This is a genomic window from Microbacterium sp. bgisy207 (assembly GCF_965345035.1).
Taxonomy (GTDB): Bacteria; Actinomycetota; Actinomycetes; order Actinomycetales; family Microbacteriaceae; genus Microbacterium.
Window position 1 is genome coordinate 45,164 of record NZ_CBDRMG010000016.1, and the last position, 22,118, is coordinate 67,281.

Sequence of the window (22,118 nt, forward strand, 5' to 3'; positions counted from 1 at the left end):
GGAGCGTCGAGTCGTGAGCGATGCCTGGCTCATCGTCGGGCTCGGCAACCCCGGTCCGCAGTACGAACGCACGCGTCACAACGTCGGCCAGCTCGTCATCGATGAGCTGGCCGCACGGCGTAGCGAGGCGTTTCGCGCGCACAAGGCGAACGCGCGCGTCGCCGAGACTTGGCTGCGCCCGGGTGCCGCCAAGCTCGTGCTGGCAAAGCCGAACTCGTTCATGAACGTATCGGGCGGGCCCGTCGCCGGACTCGCACAGTTCTACGGCATCCCTCCCGAGCGTGTCGTGATCGTCCACGACGAGCTCGACATCCCCTTCGACGCCGTGCGCCTCAAGGTCGGCGGCGGTCACGGGGGACACAACGGCGTACGGGATGTCGCGAAGGCTCTGGGCACGCCGGACTTTCCCCGCGTCCGGGTCGGCATCGGCCGTCCGCCGGGTCGGCAGGACGCGGCGGACTGGGTGCTGCAGCCCTTCCCCGCCGCAGCGCGCGAAGAACTGGCGCTCGCCGTCTCGGACGCGGCGGACGCGGTCGAAAGGCTCGTGTCGGACGGTCTGCTCGCGGCGCAGCAGGTGCACCACGCTCCCCGTCCCTGAGTAGGCGCAGCTAGCGGCTGGGACGCCGCGGGCCGCTGGGGCGCCTAGAATCATCCGGTGACATTTCCCGGGATCTCGCGCGCCCTCGATCGGTCCGAACACTTCCGGGATGCTGTGGCCGCTGCGGTCACGGATGCCGATGTCTCGGTCGTCGACGGCCTTGACGCGCCGCTGCTGACGGCGGTGCTGCGCCGCCGGATCGACGCCGGCAACGCTCCCGCGCTGCTGGTGATCGCGCCGACCGGCAGGCGGGTGGAATCCCTCATCCCCGCGCTGCAGGCTGTCGCGCCGGACGCGCGCGTGTTGCCCTTTCCCGCGTGGGAGACCTTGCCGCACGAGCGGCTGAGCCCCAGTCCGGAGACCGTCGGGCGCCGGCTTCAGACGCTGTCCCTGCTGGCAGGTGGCGCAGGCGAGGCATCCGTGTCACCGACGATCGTGGTGGCATCCGTGCGCGCCGCGCTCCAGCCTCTCGCTGCCGGGCTCACCGACATCGAGCCGGTGCGGTTGCGTGCCGGCGGCCGGGGGAATGATCTCGCACGGATCGTCGAGCGCCTCGTGGAACTGGCTTACCACCGCGTCGACATGGTCTCCCGCCGGGGCGAGTTCGCGGTGCGCGGCGGCATCCTCGACGTCTTCCCGACGGTGGCCGACCATCCCTATCGAGTGGAGTTCTTCGGCGACGAGGTCGACCAGATCCGCGCGTTCTCCGTCGCCGACCAGCGGTCGTTGCCCGGCGACATCGACGCCGTCGAGTTGCTGCCCGGGCGCGAGCTGCTGCTGACCGCCGACGTCCGGACTCGGGCACGGGCGCTCGGGGCGCAGCTGCCGGCGCTGCAGGGCATGCTCGAGAAGGTCGCCGAGGGAATACCGGCTGAGGGGATGGAGTCGCTCACGCCGGCCCTGGCGCCGCAGATGGCAACGCTCGTCGACTATCTTCCGGAGCGTTCGGCTGTCGCGCTCGTCGATCCCGAGCGCTCCCGCACCCGTGCTCGCACGCTCGCGGAGACCAATCACGAGTTCCTCGAGGCCGCCTGGAACGCGGCCACCGCCGGCGCACACAGCCCCGTCGACCTCGGTGCCGGAGACTTCCTCACTCTCGCGCGCCTGCGCGAGGCAGTCCACGAGCGCTCCGGCGTGTGGTGGAGCCTCAGCCCCTTCGACTCCGGCGCCGGGGATGCCGCCGCGGAAGGCCTGCTGACGCCGTCGGATGCCGAGAGCGGCGACGAGGCCCCGGTGCGCGTGCCGGCCCGTCCCGTCCCCTCGTTCCAGGGCAACGTCGAGGGCGCGACCGGGTATGTCGCCGACCGAGTCACCTCCGGGTGGACGGTCGTGATCACCGCATCCGGGGTGGGCCTGGTCGAGCGTGCCCGCGATGTGCTCGCCGACCGCGAGATCCCCGCCGCGATCCTCGACGATCCGGATGCCATTCCCGAGCCGGGCCGGGCCTCGCTCGTGCTTGCGCAGCTCGAGCGAGGGTTCGAGCTCGATGACATCCGGCTGGCGGTGCTCACCGAGTCGGAGTTCTATGGGCGCACCATCGGTGGCGACACCCGCGTCGTCAAGAAACTCGCCTCGAAGCGACGCAACGTCGTCGATCCGCTGCAGCTCACGCCCGGTGACCACGTCGTGCACGCCACGCACGGCATCGGCAGGTTCGTCGAGCTCGCCAAGCGCGAGGTCTCGTCGGGCGGACGCACTCCGGTCAAGAGCGTCCGCGAGTACGTCGTGCTCGAGTACGCGCCGGCCAAGCGCGGGTACCCGGGCGACAAGCTCATGGTGCCCACAGATCAGCTCGATCTGCTCTCGCGGTATGTCGGGGGAGAGACCCCGACGCTGTCGAAAATGGGCGGCAGCGACTGGGCGCAGGCCAAGGGGCGTGCGCGCAAGGCGGTGCGCGACATCGCCGTCGAGCTCGTGAAGCTGTATTCGGCGCGGATGGCGGCCAAGGGTCACGCGTTCGGTCCCGACACGCCCTGGCAGCGCGAACTCGAGGAGGCGTTCCCGTTCGCGGAGACGCCGGACCAGCTGCAGACGATCGACGAGATCAAAGCCGACATGGAGCGGCCGATCCCGATGGACCGGCTGCTGTCGGGCGATGTCGGCTTCGGCAAGACCGAGGTCGCCGTGCGCGCGGCCTTCAAGGCGATCCAGGACGGCAAGCAGGTCGCGATGCTCGTGCCGACGACGTTGCTGGTCAAGCAGCACCTTGAGACGTTCACGGAACGGTTCGCCGGGTTCCCGGTCACGGTGAAGCCACTGTCGCGTTTCCAGACCGACAAGGAGGCCCGGGAGACCCTCGACGGGCTCACGGACGGGTCGGTCGACATGGTGATCGGCACCCACCGTATCCTCACCGAGAAGGTGGTCTTCAAGGATCTGGGACTTCTCATCGTGGACGAGGAGCAGCGATTCGGTGTCGAGCACAAGGATGCGCTCAAGAAGCTCAAGACCGGCGTCGACATCCTGGCGATGAGCGCCACGCCGATCCCGCGCACGCTCGAGATGGCGGTGACCGGCATCCGGGAGATGTCGACCCTGCAGACCCCGCCGGAGGATCGGCATCCGATCCTCACCTACGTCGGTGCGCGCAACCCCAAGCAGATCGCGGCGGCGATCCGCCGGGAGCTGCTGCGCGAGGGGCAGGTGTTCTACGTGCACAACCGCGTGCAGTCGATTCAGCGGGTCGCGAGCGAGCTGGCCGAGCTCGTGCCGGAAGCGCGGATCGCGGTGGCGCACGGCCAGATGGGCGAGCACCAGCTCGAGCGGGTCGTCGACGACTTCTGGGAGCGGCGCGCCGACGTCCTGGTCTCGACGACGATCGTCGAGACGGGCCTGGACATCCCCAACGCCAACACGATCATCATCGACCGTGCCGACAAGTACGGCCTCTCTCAGCTGCACCAGCTGCGAGGGCGCGTGGGTCGAGGCCGCGAGCGGGCGTACGCGTACTTCCTCTACGACGACACGAAGCCACTGTCCGAGACGGCTGCCGACCGGCTCGAGACGATCGCCGTCAACAACGACCTGGGCAGCGGCATGCGCGTCGCGCTGAAGGACCTCGAACTGCGCGGGGCCGGCAACCTCCTCGGTGCCGAGCAGGCCGGCCACATCGCCGGCGTCGGCTTCGACCTGTACCTGCGGATGATCGGCGAGGCCGTCGCGACCTTCCGCGGCGAGGATGTCGAAGGTCCCGCCGAGCTGCGGCTCGAGCTGCCGGTGCAGGCCCGGATCCCCGAGGACTACATCGACAGCGAGCGACTGCGTCTGGAGGCCTACCAGAAGCTGTCGGCGGCTGCGACGGCCACGGCGAAGGATGATGCGATCGACGCGGTCATCGAGGAGCTCACCGACCGCTACGGTGAGCCGCCGGCAGATGTCGCGGGACTGCTCTCGATGGCGCGACTGCGCCGCCGGGCGGCGCGCGCCGGTCTCACGGATGTGGTGGCGATGGGGCCGAACCTGCGGATCGCGCCGGCACGCCTCGAGGACTCGATGCGCGTGCGCCTGCAGCGCCTGTATCCCGCGGCCAAGCTGCTGGCCGGCGGCGAGGCCGTCGTCGTGCCCCTGCCGAAGGCTGACGGGGAACCGGTGGCGGATGCCGACCTCATCGCGTGGGTGGACACGCTGCTCGGCCAACTCTGGCCCGAGCCGGTCGCGACCGAGGCCTCCGTGCCTGACGCGACAGAGGCCTGAACGGCCCACAATCGCGGAAATCCGCACAACCACGCATGGCTCGGGCCGATCGACCCGTCGCTGTGCGGATCCCGCCGCGTGTGCGAGACGGCGACTACGACGTCGGCGGCAGAATCTGGCCGATCGGCTCGCGCTTCTCGGCCTGGAACCGGTCCTCCGTGCGCCCTCGAGCCCAATACCCCGACAGCGACACCTGCCCCCGCTCGAGGCCCTTCTCCTCGAAGAACACGCGCCGCAGCTCTTTCATGGCTTCGCGCTCCCCGTGAGCGAAGACATGCACACGCCCCTCGCGCCACTCGATTCCCCGGACGGCGTCGGCCAGGACCGACGTGGCGTGATCCGGGTTGGTGACCCACGCGAGCTCGACACCGGCGGGGCGCGCGAGGTCGACGATCGCGTCCTCGGCGTCCACCTCGATGACGGCGGTTCCCTGAGCGTCGGGCGCGAGCGCCTCGAGTGCCGCGCCGATGGCAGGCACCGCTGACAGGTCGCCCGCAAAGAGATGCCACTCAGCACCCGGATCGGGGGAGTAACCGCCGCCGGGACCCATGAGGCTTATCGTCGCCCCCGGTCGGACGCTTGCCGCCCACGGGCCGGCGAGGCCCTCGTCGCCGTGGATGACGAAGTCGATGTCGATCGCCTGTGCGTCGTGGTCGACACGGCGAACGGTGTAGGTGCGCGTGACCGGCGCAGCGCCGGGTTCGGGGGCAGGGAACCTGAGCTTGACGTACTTGTCGGTCTCGGGCCGGTCCTGGAACTGGGAGAAACCTGCTCCGCCCAGGCGCACCCGAACGAGCTGGCTATTCAGCCACGTCGCATCGAGGACGGTGAGCTCGATCGTCGGCCGGGGAGCGCGGGAGGTCGTTCGGGAGGAGAGTGCCATCCCCTCCACGGTAGTGCCGCACGCCAACCGCCGGGTCTGGCCAGCGCGACTTCGTGGCTGGCTCAGTCCCAGTTCACTCCGCACTCGCGGCAGAGAAAGACAACGGCATCCTGCACATCGACCTCGGCGCGGCGCTCGAACTCAACCGCGAACCACGCCACGTCGTCGACACGCACCTCGTCGGTGCCGCACAACGGGCAGGTCTCGGTGCCGGCGACCGCCTTGGCGCGGCTGACCGAGACGGATGTGGTGCTCGTCGTGATCGCCATGCCCCGACGCTAGCCCGGGCTGCCGACATGGTGCGCAGCGACGCGCGATCGCTGTCGATCAGCCGGTGTTCTGCAGCCCGGCGGCGACCCCGCTCACCGACAACAGCAGAAGCCGTTGTTGATCGGGGTCAGCGGGGGTATCGGACGCGGCGGCATCGCGGAGCGCCCGCAGCGCTCGCAGCTGCAGCAGCGACAGCGCGTCGACGTAGGGGCTGCGCAGCTTGACGGCGCGCTGGAGCACGGGCTTGTTGGCGAGCACCTCGTCGCCGCCGGTGAGACGGATGACCCAGGAACGCGTCAGCGCCATCTCGTCGAGCACGAGTGCCGCGAGGTCATCACGGTCGCCGAGGGCGAGGTAGCGTCGCGCGATCCGCGGATCCGTCTTGGCAAGGCTCATGCCGACGTTGTCGATCATCGTGCGAAACAGCGGCCACTGCTCGTACGCCTCCCGCAGCAGATCCTCGTCGCCCACGGCGTCCAGCGCGGTGCCGAGCCCGAACCATCCGGCGAGGTTGATGCGCGCCTGGGCCCAGGCGAACACCCAGGGGATCGCCCGGAGATCCGCCAGCGACTCGACGGAGAGCCCGCGCCGGGCCGGCCGGGAGCCGAGCGCCAGAAGACCGATCTCTTCCATGGGCGTGACCTGCGCGAACCACGGCGCGAACCCGGGCGCTTTCACCAGTTCGAAGAACCGTTCGCGCGAGCCGGTGTCGAGAGTTGCCGCGACCTCGGCGAATCGGCGGGCCGCTCCGCTGTTGCGCCGTTCGATCGAGGGGGCGGACGCCAGCAGCACGGCGGCGGCCACCTGATCGATGTGGCGCATGGCGATCTCGGGGTCGCCGTAGCGCGCGAAGATCACTTCGCCCTGTTCCGTGAGCTTGAAGCGGCCATCGACCGAATGCGGCGGCTGAGCGAGGATGGCGGAGTTCGCGGGGCCGCCTCCTCGCCCGAGAGCGCCGCCTCGGCCATGGAAGAGCGTCAGTTCGATCCCTTCCGCTTTCGCCCACGCGGCGATCTCCGCCTGCGCTTCGTACAGCGCCAGGGTCGCAGCCACCGGACCGACGTCCTTCGAGGAGTCCGAGTACCCGAGCATGACCTCGAGGCGGCGACCGGTGCGGGACAGGCGTTCGGCGAACTCCGGATGCTGCACGATCTCGGCGAGGATGCGCGGCGCCGCCTGCAGGTCGGCGAACGTCTCGAACAGCGGGATGACGTCGAGGACCGGCAGTCGCCCGCCGTCGCCCACCGCGTAGCGAGCCAGGCGGTGGACGTTGGCAAGATCATCGGCGGATTGCGTGAAGGAGACGATGTACCGCCCGGCAGCGTTGGGTCCGTAGCGCTCCTGGAGGAAGGCGATCGTGCGGAAGACCTCGAGGACTTCGTCGGCCTGTTCCGACAGTTCGCCGGGTGATCCGGCGCCGGCTGCCGCGTCCAGCTCGGCGAGGACCTTCGCATGCACGGCTGAGTGCTGGCGCACCTCGAGCTCGGCCAGATGGAAACCGTACGTCTCGACCTGCCAGATCAGTTGCTGCAGATGCCCGTAGGCCTGGCGTGCGGCGCCGGCCGCCACGAGGGAGTCCTGCACCGTGCGGAGGTCCGCGAGGAACTCGCTCGGTTCCCGGTACGCCAGGTCCGCGTCGCGCAGCCGCGTCGCGTCGATCTTCCGGGCGAGCATCAGCAGGATGCGGCGGTGCGGCTCGTTCGGGGACCGCTTCGCGATCTCGGTGGCGGCGTCCTCGTCTGCGGCCTTGAGGCGCTTCCACAGCGTCAGCAGCGCCTCCGACGGCGGAGTGGTCTCGGCATCCAGGGTCAGTGTCCGTCCGATGCGCTGGGTCGTGCGCTCCAGGCCGAGCAGAATGTGCTCCGCCGCGATGCCGGCAGCCTTTCGGGTCACGGATGCCGTCACGAACGGGTTCCCGTCGCGGTCGCCGCCCACCCAGGATCCGACGCGCACAAACGGCGTGACCAGGGGCGCGCGGCCGCCCGCGTGCTCGCCCTGGAGCAGGTCATCCACGCGGCGATAGACGGCTGGGACGACCGTGTAGAGCGTCTCGTCGAAGATCGCCATGACCGAGCGGACCTCGTCGACCGGGGAGGGCTTCTCGGGACGCAGGGGCGCCGTTCGCCATAGGGTGTCGATCTCCTCCACCATGCGCCGTTCGACGCTCGTCGGGTCGTTGCCGTCGCGCAAGCGGTCGTCGTGCTCCTGGAGCAAGCCCGCGAGTCGGCGGATGCTCGAGGAGACCGCGCGGCGGCGGGCCTCGGTCGGATGCGCCGTGAAGACCGGGTGGAATCGCAGCGCCTGGAGGCGGTTGAGTGCCGCGTCCTCACCGATCTCGTCGGCGAGCCTCGAATACGCGGCTTCAATCGAGTCGGCAGCGCCCTCGCTGTCCGGGCGTCCGTCCCGTTCCCTCACGATCCGCACCCGCTGGTGCTCTTCCACGAGGTTCACCAGGTGGAAGTAGGCGGTGAATGCCCGCGCGACTTCGTGCGCGCGGTCGATCGAGAACGACTCTGCCACCTCGGTCGCGTGGGCGAAGGCCTCCGGCGTCTCATCCGTGTAGGCCTGGATCGTCGCAAGGCGCAGGCGTTCGACGTCCTCGAACAGGCCCGGGGACCCGCTTTCGCGCAAGACCTCGCCAAGAAGCGAGCCGAGCAGACGCACGTCCCCACGCATCTGCTCGGGGATTTCCTGACCCGCCTCGTATCGGCCGACGAGATCGATGGCTTCGGTCCGGGTCAGTTCGTGCATGGACTCCACCGTATCGCCAGGGTGTTTCGTCGAGGTCACGCGCAGCGGGGTAGGACATGCGCGGTCGCCTTCCCGCCGGGCGTCGTCGCGGCGGGCCGGTAGGATGGGGGTCTGGAGAGCCGGGAAGTCTGGTCGGCATCGGCTGCCGCATCCCCCGAAAGGACTCCATGTCGCTGCTTCGTTCTGCGCGTTTTCCCGCCATCATGCTCCTCGCGGCCGCGGCCGCGGGACTCATCGTCGCGAACTCCCCGATCGGCCACAGTGTGCAGGATCTCCAGCACGCCTACGTCGGCATCCCCGGCGTCTTCGAGCTCTCTGTCGGGCACTGGATCGCCGACGGCCTCCTCGCGCTGTTCTTCTTCGTCGTCGCCGTCGAGCTGCAGTTCGAGCTGACGAACGGGCAGCTCAACTCTGCCCGCAAGGCCCTCCAGCCGGCCATCGCCGCGGCAGGCGGGGTGATCGTCCCGATCGCGGTGTATCTCGGCTTCGCGTGGGGGACCGCGTCCGCTGACGGATGGCCGATTCCGACCGCGACCGACATCGCCTTCGCTCTGGGCGTGCTCGCGGTATTCGGTCGCGGCCTGCCGTCGGGGGTGCGGATCTTCCTGCTCGCGCTCGCGATCCTCGACGACATCGTCGGCATCATCTTCATCGCGGTGCTGTTCACCGACGGTGTCAACATCGGTCTGCTCGCGGCCGCCGCGGTCGCCGTCGTGTTGTTCGGGTACCTGAGTCGAAAGCTCGACAGCCGTGCGCGCGGCGCGATTCTCGCGATCCTCGTCGTGCTGGCACTGACGACGTGGGTTCTTGTCTACCTGTCGGGCGTGCACGCGACGATCGCGGGCGTTGCTCTGGGGCTCGCGATGGCCCAGCAGCCGGCGCTGCATGCACGGCATGCGATGGAGCCGTGGGTCAATGTCATCGTGCTGCCCCTGTTCGCGTTCTCCTCCGCTCTCGTGGTCATCCCGGCGGTGTCCTTCGACGAACTCACGCCCGCGTTCTTCGGCATCCTCGTCGCGCTTCCCGTCGGCAAGATCGTGGGCATCGCCCTGTTCGGATGGATTTCGCAGCGCATCGCGCACGATCCTGCGATGCCGCGACTGCCCCTTGCCGATCTGCTCGCCGCCGGTGCGCTCGGCGGCATCGGCTTCACGGTCTCGCTGTTGCTGTCCGAGCTCGCGTTCGAGGGCAACGATCTGCTCACCGACGAGGCCGTCCTCGGTGTGCTCTCGGGCTCTCTCATCTCCGTCGTCATCGCGGGCGTCCTGGTGTCGATGCGGGCGCGCCGCTATCGGGGCCGGGCAAGCGCCGTCAGCGCGACCGGCGAGGCTACGGCGTCATGACCGACCACGCCGAACCCGTCGCTGCGGACCCGCTTCGGCGTGCCGCCGACACCATGAAGGCCGTGCGCGACACCTGCGTGTGGAGTCAGCAGATCGACCACCGGGCGCTTGTGCCGTACCTCGTCGAGGAGAGCGCCGAGCTCATCGACGCCGTCGAGGTCGGGACGCGAGCGGATCTGCGCGAGGAGCTCGGCGACCTGCTCTGGCAGGTGCTGTTCCACGCCGAGATCGCTTCTCGCGACACCGATGATCCGTTCGACATCGATGACGTCGCGCGTACCCTCACCGACAAGATGGTGCGGCGGCATCCGCACGTGTTCGGGGAGGAGACTGCTCGTACGCCGGAGGACGTCCTTGTGCTCTGGAATGCGGCGAAGGCCGCCGAGAAGCGCTCGCGCACCAGCGTCCTCGATGGCGTGAGCGAACGAATGCCGACTCTCGCGCTCGCTCAGAAGCTGCTCGGCAAGGCCGACAGTGTGGGGTTGCGCACGCCGACCGACGCGGAGACAGTCGGGACCGTTCCGCCGGCTTCCGAGGAAGAGCTCGGCGAGGCCCTGCTGCGTCTGGTCGTGATCTCCAGGGCCCGTGGGTGGGATGCCGAACGTGCCCTGCGCGGGCGACTGCGGTCCCTCCAGCGCGAGATCCGAGAGGCCGAGACGGCGCCTGCTGACCTGGAAGAATAGGCCGGTGCCTCCTGTCAATCCGCCGCGCGGCATGCGCGACTTCCTCCCCGCCGACAAGGCCCGACGCGAGCGTGTGCTCGCCATCATCCGCGAGCGTTATCGCGCGCACGGGTTCGATGAGATCGAGACGCCCGTTGTGGAGGACTATGAACGCCTGCATGCCGGGATCGGCGGTGACAACGAGAAGCTCGCGTACAACGTTCTGCGCCGCGGGCTGGACGCTGACGGCATCCGTGCCGCTGCGGATGACCCCGCGGCGCTGTCTGACCTCGGCCTGCGCTACGACCTGACCGTGCCGCTCGCGCGCTTCTACGCCAGCCACCGATCTGAGCTGCCGGCGGTGTTTCGCGCCGTGCAGATCGCGCCGGTCTGGCGCGCCGAGCGCCCTCAGAAGGGTCGCTACCGGCAGTTCGTGCAGTGCGACATCGACATCATCGGCGATGCGTCGGCGCGCGCCGAGGCCGAGTTGATCACAGCGACCCTGGACACTCTCGATGCGCTCGGGCTGGAGGGCGGCGTGATGCGCATCAACGACCGTCGCCTGCTGGATGCGATGCTCGAGCACTTCGGCTTCCCCGAGGCCGAGCGAGCCGGCATCCTCATCACGATCGACAAGCTCGACAAGATCGGGGCGGACGGCGTGACAGCCGAGCTTCGCGAGCGCTCATCCACGCCCGCCGCGGTCGACGTGTTCGCCGAGTTCCTCTCGCGCGAGAAGGGGTCGGTCAGCGGGTTCGGCGAGCAGCAGATCCGCGACGCCCTTCCCGCGGGCCTGCACAGCGAGGCGATTGATGCGCTGGCCGCGATCGGCGGGGCGGTTGCCGGTGCTCGCGGCGACGCCGCGCCGCTCGTGTTCGATCCCTTCCTCGTGCGCGGCATGGGCTATTACACCGGCACGATCTTCGAGATCGCACACCCGCTGGTCTCCTACTCCCTGGGCGGCGGCGGTCGCTACGACGGCATGATCGGTCGCTTCCTGGGTGAGGAGGTGCCCGCGGTTGGCTTCTCGATTGGATTCGAACGCATTGTCGATCTCGTTGCCGACCTTGCGGACGCCGAACAGTCAGCCGTTGTGCTCGTGCACGACAGGGACGTGCCCGTCGCGGAGCTTGTCGCGATCAAGGCGCAACTGATTGCGCGCGGCGACCGCGTTCGGCTCGAGCAGCGACCGAAGAACCTCAAGCCTCTGCTCGAACGCGCTGTCGCCGACGGGTACACGCAGTTCGCCACGGTTCGTGCGGGGGCGACGGTGCAGTCGCTCGAACTGCGACCTCTGCGATAGCGGGACCAGGCGTTCACCCTGCCGTCACGATCGATTCAGATCGGCCGGGTCCAATCGGGCTATGGGTCGGAGGATGACGGGAGCGTTGGTGCTCGGCTCCGCGATCGGCGTCCTGGCGACCGCGATGCTCGCGGTCCGCGCGGTACTGGATAGGCAGGCGGCGCAGGCGCGACGCCTTATCGGAAAGCCCCTCGGCGAAGACGCAATCGAAGCCGACCGCGTCTGGCGGCGCAAGCTCGGCGGCGAGCCCCTCGACCTGCTGATCCTGGGCGACTCCATCGCGGCAGGGCTCGGGGCGCAGCGGCGCAAAGAAACCTTGGGTGCCCGCATCGCCATTGGTCTGGCCAAGAAGGCGAAGCGCCCGGTGCGATTGCGTACGGCGGCCGTCGTGGGATCGGAGTCCTCGGGCCTCGGCCTCCAGCTCGACGACCTGTCGCACGACTACCGCCCCGATGTCGCCGTGATCGTCGTCGGGGGCAACGACATCACCCACCGTATCCCGGTGTCGACGGCGGTGCATCATCTCGTGGCCGCGATCATCCGCCTGCGGGCGCGGGGCGCGCAGGTGGTCGTGGGCACGTGCCCAGACCTGGGCGCACTGCGCCCGGTTCCCCAGCCGCTGCGTTCGCTCGGTTCGCGCATGTCGAGGCAGCTGGCGGAGGCGCAGTCGGACGCCGCGGTTGCCGCGGGGGCCTATGCCGTCTCGCTGCGGCATGCCGTCGGTCCCTTCTTCATCTCGCAACCCGACGAGATGTTCAGCCTGGACCGGTTCCACCCGAGTCCGCTCGGCTACCGCCGCACCGCGGAGGCGCTCCTGCCCGCGGTTGCCGGCGCGCTCGGGTTCGGGCGCACGAGCGCGGCGACCAGGCACCCGCTCCCGGAACGTGACGTCGCTGCCGCGCAGGAGGCGTAGCGCCCAGGGTCGCGGCGACCATCGTTTGTAGTACTTGTTATATGTGAAGTAGAATACTTTGCATGCTCATCCGGATTGATCCGTCCCGCGATGCTCCCCTCTGGGAGCAGGTCGCCGCGTCAGTGCGGGCGGGCATTGCCACCGGCCGCATCCATGCCGGGGAGCGGTTGCCTGCCGCCCGGGAGATCGCGGCCTCCCTCGACCTCAATCTCCATACTGTGCTTCACGCGTACCAAGTGCTGCGCGACGAAGGCCTCGTCGACATGCGCCGCGGCCGAGGGGCAGTCGTGACCGATGCCGCACACGCCCTGCAGCAGCTGCGTGGTGAGGTGGCGGCGCTCGTCGCCCGCGCCCGCAGCCTCGGGCTTGCGCCCACCGTGTTGGCGTCGCTGTTGGCCGAGATCGATCCGCCCCCTCTCGAGCCTCCCGCGTCCCCCGCCCCTCGTTCGCTCCCTCAGGAAGATCTGACATGACCGTCTCCTCGCCCGCGTTCGCCCGCGCCCGCCGCGCCTACCTGTGGATCGGCGTCGCGGTGCCACTCCTGCTCACCATCGCCGCCGTGACAGTGCAACTGATCGTGCTACCGAACGTGCCTGACCCGGTCGCCGTCCATTGGACCGCGTCGGGTGGTCCGGATGGCTTCGCTGCGCCAGGCCTCGTCCCCGCGCTGAGCAGCGCCTTCGGGGTGGGGGTTACGGCGCTGCTGGCGATGTTCGTCCTCCTCGGTTCGCGCGAAGGTGAGTGGGGGCCGACCATGCGCTTCCTGGGTGCGATCGCGCCCGCGCTGGTTGGCGGCCTCCTTGTGGCTGTCACGTGGTCGTTCACCGCTCAAGCGGGACGTGCCTCGGCCGCGGATGCCGGGTCTGTCGTACCGGCGATGATCGGTGCAGGTGTCGTGGCGGTCATCCTCGGAGTCGGTGCATGGTACGGGCAGCCTCGGGTTGTGCTCAGCGGCGGGACGGCGGCAGCCTCCGCACAGGTCGCGATCACCCCGCTCGCTCCCGGGGAGCGGGTGATGTGGGTCCGAACGGCGGCACTGGGTCGGGCGACGATCACGGCGCTCGTCGGAGGTGCGCTCGTGCTGTTCGCTGCGGCCGGGTACACCGCGGCCACGGGCGGCGCGATCTGGCCCATCCTGCTTACCGTCGCGCTCGTCGTGACCGTCGCCATCCTCGCCACCGCGATCTTCCGGGTGCGAGTCGATGACAAGGGTCTGCAGGTCACGAGCCTGCTGGGCTTCCCGCGGTTCCGTGTGCCGCTGTCGGCGGTGACGGCGGTTCGCATCGTCAGCGTGAACCCCGTGGCGGACTTCGGTGGGTGGGGGGTCCGCAAAGGACTCGACGGACGCACCGGCGTCGTGCTGCGACGCGGCGAGGCGCTCGAGGTCTCGCGCACGGGTGCGAGCACGTTCGTTGTGACCGTGGATGACGCGGCGACCGCCGCCGGCGTCCTGGAGGCTCTCCGCGCTCGCGCCGTTGCGGGAGGCCGCTCATGAGTGCCCGGCTACCCGTCGTCCCGATCCTCGTCTTCGTCGCGGTGGCCTTCGGGCTCGCGTGGCTCGTCGTCCTGCCACTGTGGCGCGAACCGGCGGGCATCGCGTCACCGCTGGCAACCCTCCTGCTTCCCGCGATGATGCTCACTCCAGCGATCGCGACGCTCGTCGTCGTGATCCTGCTCCGCTCACCCCGGCAGGACCGCCGAGCCTTCCTCGGGCTGTGGCCCCTCGGCCCGGTTCGTCGGTGGCTGGGTTATCTGGCTTTCGCGCTCGTCGTTCCCATCGTGATCGTCGTGGCGGCGGTGTTCATCTCGTCTGCGTTCGGATGGGTGCGCCTCGACCTCGTGAACCTCTCGGGCCTCCACGAGCAGCTCACGGCTGCCGTGCCCGATGGCACCGCCCTCCCGCCGCTGCAGATGCTCCTTGTGCTGCAACTCGTCCAGATCCCGCTCGGCGCCGTGATCAACAGCGTGTTCGCCGCGGGGGAGGAGATCGGATGGCGCGGATGGCTGCAGCCGGCGCTCATGCCGCTGGGCACCTGGCCTGCGCTCGTCATCACCGGGATCGTGTGTGGGCTCTGGCACAGCCCGGTGATCCTGCTCGGCTACAACTTCGGCCGCCCCGATCTGAGCGGCGTGCTCTTCATGATCGGCGGATGCGTCATGTGGGGGCTGCTGCTCGGTTGGCTGCGACTGCGCTCGGACTCGGTGTGGCCCGCCGTGCTCGCCCACGGGTCGCTGAACGCGGCAGGCGGCGTCGTCTTTCTTGTCGCGGCAGCCGGAGCACGGCCGGATCTTGCTGTCGTGGGCCCCCTCGGCGCGGTCACCTGGGTCCTGCTGGCGATCGTGATCGCCGTGCTCGCTGCCTCGGGACGGTTCACGGCACCCGTTGGTGAGCGTGGTTGACCCGTGCGCGCACGCGCGCTTGGCTGAGCGCATGACCGAGGACACGACAGAGCTCACTCCCGACGCCTGGACTCGCGTCGACCGGTACCTGACTGACGCTCTCGTCGGCGATCAGCCGGCGCTCGAGGCGGCCATCACGGCCCAGAGCGCCGCAGGACTGCCGGCGATCGAGGTCGCGCCGCTCAACGGCAAATTCCTGCACCTGTTGGCCCGCATCGCCGGAGCGCGCCGGGTGCTTGAGATCGGCACGCTCGGGGGGTACTCGACGATATGGCTTGCCCGTGCTCTGCCCCAGGATGGCCGGGTCGTCACGATCGAGGCCGAGGCCGACAATGCGGCGATCGCGCGGAGCAGCCTCGAGCGGGCGGGGGTCGCTGAACGGGTCGAGGTCCGCATCGGGCGTGCGGCGGAGATCCTGCCGACCCTGGCAGGGGAGGAGGCCTTCGACTTCGTGTTCATCGACGCCGACAAGGAATCGAACACTCTCTACCTGGATTGGGCTGCCCGGCTCGGACGCCCGGGGACTGTCGTGGTCGTCGACAACATCGGCCGCGGCGGAGCGGTCGCAGACCCCGGCGCTGTACGTTCCGACGTCGTCGGCACCCAACGCTGCCTCGAGATGCTGCGCGATGATCCGCGCTTCGATGCGACGGCCTTGCAGACCCTCGACCGCAAGGGATGGGACGGGATCGCGCTCGCCGTCGTGTGCTGAGCTTTTCTCCGCCCGAGCGGGCCTGTGGCGCGGCATCCGTCGTCACTAGACTCGGGAGCGGACCGACGACGCTCCGACACACACCCTCCAACACAAGGAGTCCTTTCGTGGCATTGATTGAGGCTGTAGGCGCGCGCGAGATTCTCGATTCGCGCGGCAACCCGACCGTCGAGGTGGAAGTCCTCCTCGAAGACGGCACCGTCCAGCGGGCGGCCGTCCCCTCCGGCGCGTCGACCGGCGCGTTCGAGGCGTATGAACTTCGCGACGGCGACAAGAGCCGGTACGGCGGCAAGGGCGTGCTCAAGGCCGTCGAGGCCGTCATCGACGAGCTGGGCCCCGCGCTAGAGGGCGTCGAGGCGAGCGAGCAGCGCATTGTCGACGAGATCCTCATCGAGACCGACGGCACCGACAACAAGTCCCGCTGCGGTGCGAACGCGATCCTCGGCGTGAGCCTCGCGGTGGCCAAGGCCGCAGCCGACAGCGCCGACCTGCCGCTGTTCCGGTACCTGGGCGGCCCGAACGCGCACATCCTGCCCGTTCCCCTCTTCAACGTCATCAACGGCGGCGAGCACGCCGACAACGGCATCGACTTCCAGGAGTTCTTCCTCGCCCCCATCGGGGCAGAGACGTACGCCGAGTCGCTGCGCTGGGGCACCGAGACCTACCACGTCCTCAAGGGCGAGCTGAAGGCCGCGGGCTTTGCGACCGGCCTCGGCGACGAGGGCGGCTTCGCCCCCGACCTGCCCAGCAACCGCGAAGGCCTGGACTTCCTCATGAAGGCGATCGAGAAGGCGGGCTTCACGCCCGGCACCGACATCGCCGTCGGCCTGGATGTCGCGGCCACCGAGTTCTTCTCCGACGGCGTGTACACCGTCGAGGGCAAGCCGTGGACGGCAGCCGAGCTCACCGACTACTTCGCCGACCTCGTCGCGAACTACCCGATCGTCACGATCGAGGACGCGCTCGCCGAGGATGACTGGGACGCCTGGAAGTCGCTCACCGAGGCGATCGGCTCGAAGGTGCAGCTGGTCGGCGACGACCTGTTCGTCACCAACCCGAGCCGCCTGCAGCGAGGCATCGACCTGGGTGTTGCCAACGCGCTGCTGGTGAAGGTCAACCAGATCGGCACGCTGTCGGAGACCCTGGATGCCGTGGCTCTTGCCACCTCGAACGGCTACCGCTCGATGCTCTCGCACCGCTCCGGCGAGACCGAGGACACGACGATCGCCGATCTCGCGGTCGCCGTGAACTGCGGTCAGATCAAGACCGGTGCGCCTGCCCGCAGCGAGCGCGTCGCGAAATACAATCAGCTTCTGCGCATCGAAGAAGAGCTCGGCGACGCGGCGGTCTTCGCCGGACGCGGAGCCTTCCCGCGCTTCAAGGGCTGATCGACCCGAAGAGGTCTGACGAGAGGGGAGCCGAGATGACGCATCCGGCTCCCCGTTCTCGTTCTCCGCGCCGGGTCGATGTGCGCGCGTGGCTCGGCGGCATCCGGCTCTCGGGCTTCATGGTCATCATGCTGGGCCTTGTCGTCCTCGCCGCCTTCGTGCTGGTTCCCACGCTCGGCACCTACCTCGAACAGCGGCAGCGGATCGCCGCGCTCGAACAGGCCGTCCAGGTCACCGAGGAGGAGATCGCCGCTCTTCAGACGGAGCGAGACCGGTGGCAGGACCCCGCCTACATCACGACGCAGGCTCGCGAGCGGCTGTACTACGTGCGGCCCGGCGAGGTCGTCTACCTGGTCGATGACGACCTCCCTGACTCGGCCAAACCCGCTGAGCAGGAGCCCGTGAGTGATGAGGTCGTTCAGACCGCGACGGACTGGATGTCGCAACTGGTCCGGTCGGTGACTGCCGCGGGCCTCGCCAAGACCGCCGCGATCCCCCTCATCGGGGTCCCCGATCCCACACCCCTGCCGTCAGAGCCGACCGCGACGCCCTGACAGGTTGGGTAGGTAGCCTGGGGATGTGTCCACACCACCGTTCCCTCCCGTCACCGAGGCAGAACTCGCTGTGCTGCGGACTCAGCTCGGCCGCCCAGCGCGGGGAGTGATCGGGATCGCAGCCCGCTGCGCGTGCGGCAACCCGACGGTTGTCGCCACCGCGCCACGCTTGCCCGATGGCACGCCGTTTCCGACCTTCTACTATCTGACGCACCCGGGTGCCACCGTGGCCATGTCGGTTCTCGAAGCCGACCACACGATGCGCGAGCTGGCCGATCAGCTCGACGCCGACCAGGAGCTGGCGGATGCCTACCGCCACGCCCACGAGAGGTATCTGACCGATCGCGCGGCGTTCGGGGAACCCGACGAGATCGCCGGGATCTCGGCCGGGGGCATGCCCACGCGGGTGAAGTGCCTGCACGCGCTCCTGGCGCATTCCCTCGCCGCCGGACCGGGGGTCAACCCGATCGGCGATCGAGCGCTCGCCCTCTCGACGTGGAGTCCCGATCGTTGCGAGTGCGTCGACCCGGGTGCGGCCCTGCGCGGTGACGGTGACGGTGACGGTGACGGTGCGGAGGGACGCGCATGAGCGTGTCCGGCGGGGCGGGCCGCCGCGTCATCCGGACGGGCATTGCCGCCGTCGCGCTGGCCGGTGTGTTGGCGCTGGCCGGGTTCACCGTCCCGCCCTCGCCGTCGTCATCGCCGTCCGATGCTGATCCGCTGCGCGCCGCCGAGTACTGGCTCGATGATTACGGCATCCGTGACGCGTGGAAGACATCCACCGGTCGGGGCGTGCGGATCGCGGTCATCGACACCGGGATCGGGAAGGGCCCTGCGGAGTTCTCGGGAGTCGTCGGGGGCACCGACCTTTCGGGCCTGGGATCTCCCGATGGCCGCACCCCTGTCGGGGCGCGGGACCCGGACCACGGCAGCTGGGTCGCATCCCTGGCCGCCTCGAGAGGGACAAGTCCAGTCACCGGCATGCTCGGGGTGGCGCCGGAGGCCGAACTGCTGTCGATCTCGGTCGGCTTCGGCGTGTCCGCGTCCGTGCCGTTCACCGAGCAGATCGCGCAGGCGATGTATTGGGCAGTCGACAACGGCGCCGACATCATCAACCTGTCGTTCACGACCAACACGCCCGACTGGGATCGCACCTGGGATGACGCGTTCATGTACGCGTTCGAGCACGATGTCGTCGTGGTCGCCGCCGCCGGCAACCGTGGCAGCGGCACCGCGCTCGTGGGAGCGCCCGCGACGATCCCGGGTGTGCTCGTGGTCGGCGGGGTGGATCCCCAGGGACGCGCAAGTCTGGATGCCTCTACGCAGGGCATCACCATCGCTGTCGCCGCCCCGAGCGAGAACCTCCTCGGAGTGTCGGCCGACGGCACTGTTGTCGAGTGGGATGGGACCAGCGGCGCGGCGCCGATCGTGGCCGGGGTCGCGGCCCTCGTGCGATCGGCCTACCCCGACATGGATGCCGACGATGTGATCAACCGCATCATTCGCACCGCGATCCCACCCGGCGGTGTCAGCGAGCTTCCGGACCCGCTCTACGGTTACGGTCTTGTGGATGCGGAGGCCGCAGTGACGGCATCCGTCCCCGCGGTCAACGAGAACCCGCTGGGCAGTCTCGCCGACTGGATCACGATCTATCGCCGAGCCGACCTGGTGCCCGATCCGGAGCCCACGGTGCCGCCCGCCGCCGTGGAGCCGCTGCCGCCGGTGGAGCAGCAGGCCGCGGGCTCACCGCTTCTGCCGAGTACCGATTCGCTGCTCTACGGGACGCTCCCGCTCGCGGCGGTGACTGTCGCGGCTATACTGGTGGCGCTCGGCGTCACCGCAGCTGTCCGACGCGTCCGATTGGCGTCTCGCGCGCCCCGCCGCTGACCACCCCAGGAGTTCTCCCATCGTGAGCAACACCACGCCCAGGATCCTTATTGTCGGCGGAGGGTATGCCGGCTTCTATACGGCCTGGAAGCTCGAGAAGCATCTCCGCCGCGGCGAAGCAGAGGTGACGATCGTTGATCCGCTCCCATACATGACGTATCAGCCGTTCCTTCCCGAGGTGGCTGCGGGTTCCATCGAGGCCCGTCACTCGGTCGTGTCGCTGCGTCGCCACCTGAAGCGCACGCGCGTGGTCACCGCGAAGATCACCGGTATCGACCACGCCAACAAGGTCGCGACGGTCACGCCGTCGATCGGTGAGCCGTGGCAGGAGGAGTACGACCAGATCGTCGTGACCGCAGGTGCGGTCTCACGGACGTTCCCGATCCCCGGGATCGCCGACAACGCCATCGGGCTCAAGACGATCGAGGAAGCTGTGGCGATCCGCGACAAGCTCTTCTCGAACTTCGACAAGGCAGCGACCCTTCCCCCGGGCCCGGAGCGGGAGCGACTGCTCACCGTCGTCGTGGTCGGTGGTGGGTTCGCCGGTATTGAGGTCTTCGCGGAGCTTCGCTCCATCGCCTCCGCGCTGCTGAAGAAGTACCCCGAGCTGAGCTTCGAGGAAACGCACTTCCACCTCGTCGAGGCGATGGGTCGGATCATGCCCGAGGTGTCGCTGGAGACCAGCAAGTGGGTCATGAAGTCGCTCGGTGAGCGCGGCGCAGCCGTCCACCTCGACACCCAGGTCACCGGAGCTGTCGGTGGCAACGTCGAGCTCTCGACGGGCGAGGTCATCCCGAGCGACCTGATCGTCTGGACCGCCGGTGTCATGGCCAACCCGACCGTTGTGCGTGGCAGCGACCTTCCGGTGGAGGAGCGGGGCCGTATCCGTACCCGTGCCGACCTTCGGGTCGGCAGCGAGGACGAAATCGTCGAGGGCGCCTGGGCTGCGGGTGACGTGGCCGCGGTGCCCGACCTCACGGGTGGTGGGGTCGGCGGATACTGCGTCCCGAACGCGCAGCACGCGGTGCGCCAGGCCAAGCTCATGGCCAAGAACATCACCGCGGTCCTGCGCGGCGAGCTTCCCGTCGAGTACGTGCACAAGAACCTCGGCGCCGTCGCGGGCCTTGGTCTGTACAACGGTGTGTTCCAGTCGGGCAAGCTTGCGCTCAAGGGCTTCATCGCCTGGCTCGCGCACCGCGGCTACCACGGCCTCGCGATGCCGTCGTGGGAGCGCAAGTGGCGCGTCATCTGGGGTTGGTGGAACAACCTCTGGCTCGGGCGCGACATCGTCAACCTCTCGACAGTGCAGCAGCCGAGGTACGTGTTCGAGGAGTTCGCAGCGCGTCCGAAGCCCCCGGCGGCATCGGCGGAGCCCGCCAAGACGCCTGTGGGCACGAAGTCCTGACGCTGCCCGTCGCCGGCGCCCCTGCGGGGTAGCGTGGGATCGCCGACATCGGCGCCCCCGTAGCCCAATGGCAGAGGCAGGCGACTTAAAATCGCTCAAGTGTGGGTTCGAGTCCCACCGGGGGTACACGGCACGGTTCCTGACACGACGCGTCTGGAATGATCGGCGCCATGTACGGGGAACGAGTCGAACGGTGGGAGCGCGCCGTTGAGTGGCCGCTCATGATTGCGGCATGCCTCTTTCTGATTGCCTACGCGATCAAGATCATCTATCGGCCTGTGGGTGTCGTCGACGCGATAGCGGAAGCGACGCTCTGGACAACGTGGGGGCTGTTCGCCGTTGACTACGTGGTTCGCCTGGTGGTTGTGGAGAATCGGTGGAGGTGGTTCTACCGACACCTGATCGATCTCGCCATTGTTGTCCTCCCGATGCTGCGCCCGCTGCGATTGATGAGATTCCTCACGATCATTGCCCTGTTGAATCGAGGCGCCGGCACTCGGCTCCGCGGCAAGGTGGTTGTGTACACCGTCGGTGGCACGGTGCTGCTTATCGTTCTCGCCGGGCTCGCTGTGCTCGATGCCGAGCAGGGGGGTGGTGGCGACATCCAGAATGTCGGTGACGCGGTGTGGTGGGCGTTCGTCACGATTACGACCGTTGGATACGGGGACTACTTCCCGGTGACGCTGACGGGCCGGGTCGTAGCCGTCGGACTCATGATCGGCGGCATTGCGCTGATCGGTGTCGTGACAGCGACGCTGGCATCGTGGATCGTTGAGCGGGTGTCCGATGACACTCAGCGAAAGACCCATGCGACGCAGGCTCAGGTCGAAGAGCTGCGCGACGAGATCCGCGAGCTGAAGTCGATGATCCAGGAACTGCGGTCGGCGGCGTAGGACGTGCCTCAACAGCGCGCTGCGATGTTGCTCTTTTCTGCCGGCTAGGCACGCTACTCGGGCAGACGGCGCGACCACGCGATTTCGCGGTCGAACTGACCCGTCCGGCGAAACAATCGCACCTGTTGCGCGTCGGGCAGCGCCTGACCCAACTGCTCCCGATCGGCAGGCATGAATCCCAAGCCTTGCCAGAACGGTCCCGAGCGGCGGCTGAATAGCCAGGCGCGCTGCGCGCCCTGCTCCGAGGCGTGATGCAAAGCAAATCGCGCCGCTTCCGTGCCTCGGCCACCACACCGCAGCTGCGGGGCGATCGCGACGCTGCGGATGAGCGCGTGAAGACCGTCACTACTCAGCTCATAGCCGGTGCTTGCAACGATTGCGCCGGACTCGTCGCGCTCAATCCAGAGCCGCACGGTCGGCGACTGGAGTCCACTCACGGTCAGATCGACGTGACTCAGGAACG

Annotated in this window: 20 protein-coding genes and 1 tRNA gene; 17 read left to right on the forward strand and 4 right to left on the reverse strand. The window is 68.9% G+C overall.

The window, feature by feature from the left end; all coding sequences use genetic code 11:
* Nucleotides 1-13: 13 nt before the first annotated feature.
* Together pth and mfd are read left to right on the forward strand one after the other, a co-directional pair.
* Nucleotides 14-598 carry an aminoacyl-tRNA hydrolase gene (pth, locus tag ACSGC5_RS13630; protein ID WP_434971145.1) on the forward strand — a complete coding sequence of 195 codons (585 nt, stop codon included), beginning with the start codon at nucleotides 14-16 and terminating at the stop codon, nucleotides 596-598.
* A 57-nt stretch (nucleotides 599-655) separates the two neighbouring features.
* Nucleotides 656-4,291, forward strand: a complete 3,636-nt coding sequence (gene mfd / locus ACSGC5_RS13635; protein ID WP_434971146.1) for a transcription-repair coupling factor — start codon at nucleotides 656-658, stop codon at nucleotides 4,289-4,291.
* A 94-nt stretch (nucleotides 4,292-4,385) separates the two neighbouring features.
* Here mfd and ACSGC5_RS13640 read toward each other — a convergent pair whose 3' ends face one another.
* From ACSGC5_RS13640 to ACSGC5_RS13650, 3 genes are all read right to left on the reverse strand, one after another.
* Nucleotides 4,386-5,174, reverse strand: coding sequence for a siderophore-interacting protein (locus ACSGC5_RS13640; RefSeq protein WP_434971147.1), 789 nt, complete (start codon nucleotides 5,172-5,174; stop codon nucleotides 4,386-4,388).
* A 62-nt stretch (nucleotides 5,175-5,236) separates the two neighbouring features.
* The gene (locus ACSGC5_RS13645; protein ID WP_434971148.1) at nucleotides 5,237-5,443 is read right to left on the reverse strand and encodes a hypothetical protein; all 207 of its coding nucleotides are present in this window, start codon (nucleotides 5,441-5,443) and stop codon (nucleotides 5,237-5,239) included.
* Between the two features lie 58 nt (nucleotides 5,444-5,501).
* Nucleotides 5,502-8,195: a phosphoenolpyruvate carboxylase gene (locus tag ACSGC5_RS13650; protein WP_434971149.1), complete on the reverse strand. Its 2,694-nt coding sequence runs from the start codon at nucleotides 8,193-8,195 to the stop codon at nucleotides 5,502-5,504.
* A 167-nt stretch (nucleotides 8,196-8,362) separates the two neighbouring features.
* Between ACSGC5_RS13650 and ACSGC5_RS13655 the strand changes: the two genes are divergently transcribed.
* The 15 genes from ACSGC5_RS13655 to ACSGC5_RS13725 all read left to right on the forward strand — a co-directional run bounded on the left by ACSGC5_RS13655 (nucleotide 8,363) and on the right by ACSGC5_RS13725 (nucleotide 21,655).
* On the forward strand, nucleotides 8,363-9,538 hold the full coding sequence (locus ACSGC5_RS13655; protein WP_434971150.1) for a Na+/H+ antiporter NhaA: 1,176 nt from the start codon (nucleotides 8,363-8,365) through the stop codon (nucleotides 9,536-9,538).
* Nucleotides 9,535-10,221 (forward strand): MazG family protein, encoded by a 687-nt coding sequence (locus tag ACSGC5_RS13660; protein ID WP_434971151.1) that lies wholly within the window; start codon nucleotides 9,535-9,537, stop codon nucleotides 10,219-10,221. Before ACSGC5_RS13655 ends, ACSGC5_RS13660 begins: the two co-directional genes overlap by 4 nt.
* A 31-nt stretch (nucleotides 10,222-10,252) precedes the next feature.
* Nucleotides 10,253-11,503 carry a histidine--tRNA ligase gene (gene hisS, locus ACSGC5_RS13665; protein WP_434971166.1) on the forward strand — a complete coding sequence of 417 codons (1,251 nt, stop codon included), beginning with the start codon at nucleotides 10,253-10,255 and terminating at the stop codon, nucleotides 11,501-11,503.
* A 73-nt stretch (nucleotides 11,504-11,576) separates the two neighbouring features.
* Nucleotides 11,577-12,416, forward strand: coding sequence for an SGNH/GDSL hydrolase family protein (locus ACSGC5_RS13670; RefSeq protein ID WP_434971152.1), 840 nt, complete (start codon nucleotides 11,577-11,579; stop codon nucleotides 12,414-12,416).
* A 62-nt stretch (nucleotides 12,417-12,478) separates the two neighbouring features.
* A complete protein-coding gene (locus tag ACSGC5_RS13675) occupies nucleotides 12,479-12,889 on the forward strand; it encodes a GntR family transcriptional regulator (protein ID WP_434971153.1) in 411 nt (136 codons plus the stop codon).
* Nucleotides 12,886-13,911: a DUF1648 domain-containing protein gene (locus ACSGC5_RS13680; RefSeq protein WP_434971154.1), complete on the forward strand. Its 1,026-nt coding sequence runs from the start codon at nucleotides 12,886-12,888 to the stop codon at nucleotides 13,909-13,911. The genes ACSGC5_RS13675 and ACSGC5_RS13680 overlap by 4 nt, the downstream gene beginning before the upstream one ends.
* Nucleotides 13,908-14,816: a CPBP family glutamic-type intramembrane protease gene (locus tag ACSGC5_RS13685; protein ID WP_434971155.1), complete on the forward strand. Its 909-nt coding sequence runs from the start codon at nucleotides 13,908-13,910 to the stop codon at nucleotides 14,814-14,816. Before ACSGC5_RS13680 ends, ACSGC5_RS13685 begins: the two co-directional genes overlap by 4 nt.
* A 31-nt stretch (nucleotides 14,817-14,847) precedes the next feature.
* The gene (locus tag ACSGC5_RS13690; protein ID WP_434971156.1) at nucleotides 14,848-15,528 is read left to right on the forward strand and encodes an O-methyltransferase; all 681 of its coding nucleotides are present in this window, start codon (nucleotides 14,848-14,850) and stop codon (nucleotides 15,526-15,528) included.
* A gap of 107 nt (nucleotides 15,529-15,635) precedes the next feature.
* The gene (eno, locus tag ACSGC5_RS13695) at nucleotides 15,636-16,916 is read left to right on the forward strand and encodes a phosphopyruvate hydratase (protein WP_434971157.1); all 1,281 of its coding nucleotides are present in this window, start codon (nucleotides 15,636-15,638) and stop codon (nucleotides 16,914-16,916) included.
* Nucleotides 16,917-16,951: 35 nt separating this feature from the next.
* The gene (locus ACSGC5_RS13700) at nucleotides 16,952-17,470 is read left to right on the forward strand and encodes an FtsB family cell division protein (RefSeq protein ID WP_434971158.1); all 519 of its coding nucleotides are present in this window, start codon (nucleotides 16,952-16,954) and stop codon (nucleotides 17,468-17,470) included.
* A gap of 25 nt (nucleotides 17,471-17,495) precedes the next feature.
* A complete protein-coding gene (locus ACSGC5_RS13705) occupies nucleotides 17,496-18,059 on the forward strand; it encodes a DUF501 domain-containing protein (RefSeq protein WP_434971159.1) in 564 nt (187 codons plus the stop codon).
* Nucleotides 18,056-19,357 (forward strand): S8 family serine peptidase, encoded by a 1,302-nt coding sequence (locus ACSGC5_RS13710; RefSeq protein WP_434971160.1) that lies wholly within the window; start codon nucleotides 18,056-18,058, stop codon nucleotides 19,355-19,357. Before ACSGC5_RS13705 ends, ACSGC5_RS13710 begins: the two co-directional genes overlap by 4 nt.
* 22 nt (nucleotides 19,358-19,379) lie before the next feature.
* On the forward strand, nucleotides 19,380-20,762 hold the full coding sequence (locus ACSGC5_RS13715) for an NAD(P)/FAD-dependent oxidoreductase (protein WP_434971161.1): 1,383 nt from the start codon (nucleotides 19,380-19,382) through the stop codon (nucleotides 20,760-20,762).
* Nucleotides 20,763-20,815: 53 nt separating this feature from the next.
* Nucleotides 20,816-20,888: transfer RNA gene (locus ACSGC5_RS13720), tRNA-Leu, on the forward strand.
* A 44-nt stretch (nucleotides 20,889-20,932) separates the two neighbouring features.
* Nucleotides 20,933-21,655: an ion channel gene (locus ACSGC5_RS13725; RefSeq protein WP_434971162.1), complete on the forward strand. Its 723-nt coding sequence runs from the start codon at nucleotides 20,933-20,935 to the stop codon at nucleotides 21,653-21,655.
* Nucleotides 21,656-21,708: 53 nt separating this feature from the next.
* Here the strand turns inward: ACSGC5_RS13725 and ACSGC5_RS13730 are convergent.
* The coding region (locus ACSGC5_RS13730) for a GNAT family N-acetyltransferase (RefSeq protein ID WP_434971163.1) at nucleotides 21,709-22,118 on the reverse strand (410 nt) is incomplete at its 5' end.